4 protein-coding genes are annotated in these 5,990 nt (G+C 70.0%); all 4 read right to left on the bottom strand.

Annotated elements, in window-relative coordinates; translation table 11 throughout:
* A partial coding sequence (gene ppdK / locus VFF46_RS18985; protein ID WP_325038482.1) for a pyruvate, phosphate dikinase occupies positions 1-1,764 on the bottom strand: 1,764 nt, incomplete at its 3' end.
* Between the two features lie 277 nt (positions 1,765-2,041).
* Positions 2,042-3,997, bottom strand: coding sequence for a VWA domain-containing protein (locus VFF46_RS18980; protein ID WP_325038481.1), 1,956 nt, complete (start codon positions 3,995-3,997; stop codon positions 2,042-2,044).
* 2 nt (positions 3,998-3,999) lie between these two features.
* Positions 4,000-5,397: an ATP-binding protein gene (locus VFF46_RS18975; protein ID WP_325038480.1), complete on the bottom strand. Its 1,398-nt coding sequence runs from the start codon at positions 5,395-5,397 to the stop codon at positions 4,000-4,002.
* A gap of 44 nt (positions 5,398-5,441) precedes the next feature.
* The coding region (locus tag VFF46_RS18970) for a Clp protease N-terminal domain-containing protein (protein WP_325038479.1) at positions 5,442-5,990 on the bottom strand (549 nt) is incomplete at its 5' end.

The raw sequence follows: 5,990 nt of genomic DNA, 5'->3' as shown, positions 1-5,990 counted from the left end.
CCGCTCCACGGACTCCCGCCGCTCGCCGAGGAACATGTGCTCGGTCCGGCACAGCCCGATCCCCTCGGCCCCGAACCGCCGCGCCCGCGCCGCGTCGTCCGCGGTGTCGGCATTCGTCCGTACGCCGAGCCGCCGTACCTCGTCCGCGTGCGTGATCAACCGGTGCACCGACGCGACCAGGTCGTCGCCCGCCGACGGATCCAGCGCGCCCTCGAAGTACTGCACGACCGGCGACGCCACCACCGGTACCTCACCGCGGAACACCTCGCCCGTGGTGCCGTCGATCGAGATCAGCTCACCCGCACCCAACGTCGTACCGCGCACCGTAATGGTGCCCTCGGCAACGTTCACGTCGAGCTCCTCGGCACCGCAGACGCAGGTCTTGCCCATGCCGCGGGCGACCACGGCCGCGTGCGAGGTCTTGCCGCCGCGGCTGGTCAGGATGCCCTGCGCCGCGATCATCCCGTGCAGGTCGTCGGGGTTGGTCTCGCGCCGGACCAGGATCACCTTCTCGCCGCGGTCGGCCGCCTCGACCGCGGCCGCCGACGTGAACACGACCTTGCCCGACGCCGCGCCCGGCGAGGCACCGATGGCCTTGGTGATCAAGTCCTTCGAAGCGTCCGCGTCGAACCTCGGGAACATCAGCTGCGCCAACTGCGCGCCCTTCACCCGCCGGAGCGCCTCGTCGGTGTCGATGACGCCCTCGTCGACCAGGCTGGTCGCGATCCGGAACGCCGCCGCCGCGGTCCGCTTGCCGACCCGGGTCTGCAGCATCCAGAGCTTCCCGCGTTCGACGGTGAACTCGATGTCGCACAGGTCCCGGTAGTGCCCCTCGAGCGTGGCCATGATGTGCATCAGGTCGTCGTACGACGTCTTGTCGATCTGCTCGAGGTCCGCCAGCGCGACCGTGTTGCGGATGCCCGCGACGACGTCCTCGCCCTGCGCGTTCTGCAGGTAGTCGCCGTACACGCCGGGCTGCCCGGTCGACGGGTCACGCGTGAAGGCGACACCGGTGCCGGAGTCCATGCCGAGGTTGCCGAACACCATCGAGCAGATGTTGACCGCCGTACCGAGGTCGGCCGGGATCCGTTCCTGCCGGCGGTAGAGGATCGCGCGGTCGGAGTTCCAGGAACCGAACACGGCCTCGATCGCAAGCTCCATCTGGGTCCGCGGGTCCTGCGGGAACTCGCGGCCGGTGTGCTCGTGCACCGCCTGCTTGAACTTCTCCACCAGCGCCTTGAGGTCGTCGGCGTCCAGGTCGAGGTCGTTCCGGGTGCCCTTCGCACGCTTGGCATCCTCGATCGCGTCCTCGAAGACGTCGCCGTCCAGGCCGAGCACGGTCTTGCCGAACATCTGGATCAGCCGGCGGTACGCGTCCCAGGCGAACCGCGGGTCGCCCGCGTGGTGCGCGAGCCCGTTCACCGAGTCGTCGTTGAGGCCGACGTTCAGGACCGTCTCCATCATGCCCGGCATCGACACCGCGGCTCCGGAGCGGACCGAGACCAGCAGCGGGTCGTCGGCCTGGCCGAGCTTCTTGCCCATCTTCCGCTCGAGCAGGTGCACGTGGTGGTCGATCTGGTCGGCAAGGTCGTCCGGGACCGCGCCGGTCTCCAGGTACGCCCGGCAGGCGTCGGCGGTGATGGTGAATCCGGGTGGTACCGGCAGGCCGAGATTGGTCATCTCGGCCAGGTTCGCCCCCTTGCCGCCGAGCAGCTCCAACATGTCCTTGTTGCCTTCGGCGAAGTCGTAGACGAGTTTCGGCACGGTCACTCCCTGGGGTGCAGGCGGGTGTTCACAGGCGCGGGAAGGTGACCCGCTGGCCCATCGACATCGGCGGCGGGGGCGTACTTTCAGAGTAAGCCCAAAAACCAGTCCAGTTGAACACTGGTCTCACGATGCCGACGTGACGCTCCCCACAGCCCGAAGGCCGGAAAACCCTTACAGCATTGACAACGCGAGACAATCGCCGCCTTGTCCGGCGAAACACAGAAGGAGGGTGTTACCCGCCTTTTCGACGGGTAACACCCTCCTTCTCAGACTGCTACAGCTTGCGCCGCGTCCGCAGGTAGTCGCCGACCACCGCGGCGCCCAACCCGTCCGCGTCCGGCGCCAGCACCCGCCCGCCACTGCGCCGGGCGAGCAGGTCGACGAACGCGTTCAGCCGCGGGTCGTCGCCGAGCCGGAAGACGGTCAGCGAGGCGCCGAGCTTGGCGAGCCGGTCGACCTCGAAGATCGTCTTGCGCAGCGTGGCCGGCTCCGGCGGGTACGAGAACTCGGCCGTACCGTCCGGCTCAAGGTGCGCGGTCGGCTCGCCGTCGGTCACCATCAGTACGACGGGTTGCGCGTCGGGGTGCCGCCGTAGATGCCGGCCGGCCAGGAGCAGCGCGTGGTGCGCGTTCGTGCCCTGCTCCCAGGTGCCTTCCATGCCGATCAGCTGCGGCAGCTCGATCACCCCGGCGTACCGCCCGAACGTGATCAACTGCAGCGCGTCGTTGCGGTACCGCGTCGAGATCAGCTGGTGCAGCGCGAGCGCCGTCCGCTTCATCGGCAGCCAGCGGCCCTCCTGCACCATCGACCAGGACGTGTCGACCAGCAGCGCGACCGCGGCCCGCGCCCGGTGCTCGGTTTCCGCGATCTCCACATCCGCGACGTCGAGCTTGACGGACCCAGAGCGTGCGGAGGTCCGCAGTACGGCGTTCCGCACCGTCCGTGGCACGTCCCACGGCTGGGTGTCCCCGAACTGCCACGGCCGGGTCGATCCGCTCAGCTCCCCGGCCGCACCGGCGTTCGCGGCGTCCCGCTCACCCGATCCGCGCGCGGTCCGCAGTACGTCGGCCAATGCCGTCTGACCGAGCCGCCGAAGCGCCTTCGGCGACAACTGCAGCGAACCGTCCGGCGCCCGCTCGATCAGGCCCTGGTCGCGCAGTTGCCGCTCCAGCTCCGACAGCCTGCGAGCATCGACCGTCGCCTCGTCACCCAACTGGCGGGTCAACGCGTCCAGATCGATGTCCTCCAGCCGCGCACCCGGATACGACTGCGCGAGCTGCTCGGCCAGCGCATCCAGCTCGGCCAGGTCGGACATCGCCTGCGCGCCCTCGGCGAGGCCGAGCGGGTCGTCACCGCTCATCCGCTCCGAGCCATACCAGTCCTCCCCCGGGCGCAGCGACTGCAGCTGCGCGTCGAGCTGGGACAACTGCTGCGACAGCTGCGCGTTGCCGAATGCCTGCTGCGACAGCTCCATCAGCTCGGCGCGCTGCTCGGGCGTCATCGAGTTCAGCATCCGCTGCGCCGCGGCGGCCCGCTGCGCTAGTGCGTCGATCAGCTCCTCGACGTTCTGCGGATTCTCCGGGAAGAACTCGCCGTGCTTGGCCATGAACTCGTCGAACAGCTGCGGTACGTCGGGCCTGTTCTGGGCATGCGCGGCGAGCAGCGCGTTGAGGTCCGTGAGCATCTCGTTGATCCGCTCGACGTCCTCCGGCGTGGTCTGCTGCAGCGCCTCCTTCATGCCCTCGAACCGCGATCCGAGCAGCTCGCGCCCGAGCAGTTCGCGGATCTCCTCGTACTTCTGCCGGGCCTCGGACGACTCCCACTGGTAGTTGGCCAGCTCCCGTACGGCGGCCGCCGTACCGGAAGGAAGCGCGTCGAGCTCGGCCTCCTTGAAGCGGGCGTCGTCGGACGGGTTCGGGAACAACTCGCGGCGCTCGGCCTCAAGTGCTTCGTTGAGCAGCCGCTGGACGTCCTGCAGGGTGCCCTCGAGGTTGTGCCGCCGCTGGATCTCGCGGCGGCGCTCCCACAACCGGCGGGTCAGGTCGTCCAGGCCCTGGGTGTTCCGGGTGCCGCGGCGGAGCAGTTCCTCCAGCGCGGACCGCGGAGACGACCCGTTCATCACGTCCTGGCCGATCTCGTCCAGGGCGTCCCGCAGGTCCGCCGGCGCCTGCAGCGGATCCGGCCCGTCGTGCCACGGCCCGTAGGACCAGCCTTCAGGGATAGACGACATGCTCAGGCCCCGTACACCGTCGTGTCGTCGTCGGCGTCCTTCGCCACCCGTTTCGACAGGTACAGCATCTCCAGGGCGAGTTCGACCGCGGCCGCGATCCGTCCGGGCGAGTCGTCGGCGTCCACGCCGGCGCGGGCGGCGACGTCGTGCAGGACCGGGAGCTCGGGCAGCGCGGCCAGCACCTCACGACCCGGCACCCGCTCCCCGGTCGTCACAAGGTTGCCGTCGGCAACCGCGTGCGCGAGCGGGGTCAGGTCCAGCCCGGCGAACCGCTCCCGGGCGGTGTCGGCCACCGACCGGCGCAGCAGGTACTCGAGCAGCTCGATCTCCCGCCCTTCCTCACCGGGCTCGAACTCGAGCTTGCCCCGCAGTACGGCGGGCACCGCCTCGAGGTCGACCGGCCGCGCGACGGCCGGCTCCTCACCGGTGATGGCGCTCCGGCGCAGGGCGGCGGCCGCGATCGTCTCGGCCGCGGCGACCGCGAACCGCGCGGAGACGCCGGACCGCTGGTCGATCGACGTCGACTCGCGCAGGTGCCGGACGAACCGGGCCAGCACCTCCAGCAGCGGCTCGCCGACCTCGGCGGTGAACTCGGCCTCCTGCCGGATCACGTCCACCTCGGCGTCGATGTCGAGCGGGTAGTGGGTCCGGACCTCGGCGCCGAACCGGTCCTTCAGCGGCGTGATGATCCGGCCGCGGTTGGTGTAGTCCTCCGGGTTGGCCGTTGCCACCAGCAACACGTCGAGCGGCAGTCGCAGGGTGTACCCACGGACCTGGATGTCGCGCTCCTCCATCACGTTCAGCAACGCGACCTGGATCCGCTCGGCGAGGTCCGGCAGCTCGTTGATCGCGACGATGCCGCGGTGCGCCCGCGGTACCAGCCCGAAGTGGATGGTCTCCGGGTCGCCGAGGCTGCGGCCGTCGGCGACCTTCACCGGGTCCACGTCGCCGATCAGGTCACCGACGGAGGTGTCCGGCGTGGCGAGCTTCTCGGCGTACCGCTCGCTGCGGTGGATCCAGCGGACCGGCAGGTCGTCGCCCAGCTCGGCCGCGCGCCGTTTCGACGCCGGGGTGATCGGGTCGAGCGGGTGCTCGGGGATCTCGGCGCCGTCGATCACCGGGGCCCACTCGTCGAGCAGGCCGACCAGCGTACGCAGCAGCCGGGTCTTGCCCTGGCCGCGCTCGCCGAGCAGTACGACGTCGTGGCCGGCCAGCAGGGCGCGTTCGAGTTGCGGAATCACCGTCCGGGTGAATCCGACGATTCCGGGCCAGGGATCACGCCCGGCCCGGAGTTCGGTCAGCAGGTTGTCACGGAGTTCGGTCTTGATCGACCGGGGAAGATGTCCGGCGGCCCGGAGGTCACCAGCTTTACGAGGGAGTTCAGCAGGTGCACTAGTCACTTTGACGACGTTAGCTCGCGCACCCCAAGGCGCGCTCGCGATATCTACTGGGTGAAACCCTTCAGCAGCGCCGCGATGTCGGACAAGGCAGCCGCCTCCTCGAGCCCTTGGTCGAGCAGGATCTTGGTCGCGATCCCCGCCTGGTCCCGGTAGAAGGCGAGGAGCAGGTGCTCGGTGCCGACGTAGTTGTGCCCGAGCGTCACCGCCTCGCCGACCGCGCCTTGCAGGACATGCGCCGCGCGCCGGGTGTACGGCGGGTTCTCCCGGTCGAGGGTGGCCGTCTTCGGTTCACCGGCCGGGCTCGCGGCGTCCACCGCGGACTGGACGGTCTCCTCGGTGATGCCGTGCTTGACCAGCACCTTCGCGGCGATCGCGCCCGGCTCCTTGTACATCGCGAGCAACAGGTGCTCGGTGCCGACGAAGTCGTGGTTCCGCTCGCGGGCGATGTCGGCGGCCGCCTGGACGACCGTCCGCGCGCGCTGCGTGTAGCGCTCGAACGCCGGCCGGCTCGTCCAGGAGTCGGCGAAGCGCTTGTGGGCGGCCTGTTTGGTGACGCCGAGGACGGCGCTGATCTCCACCCAGGACTTGCCGGC

It is taken from the genome of Kribbella sp. (assembly GCF_035655035.1).
In the GTDB taxonomy this organism is placed as follows: domain Bacteria; phylum Actinomycetota; class Actinomycetes; order Propionibacteriales; family Kribbellaceae; genus Kribbella.
This window is presented reverse-complemented; position numbering and strand designations above follow the sequence as displayed.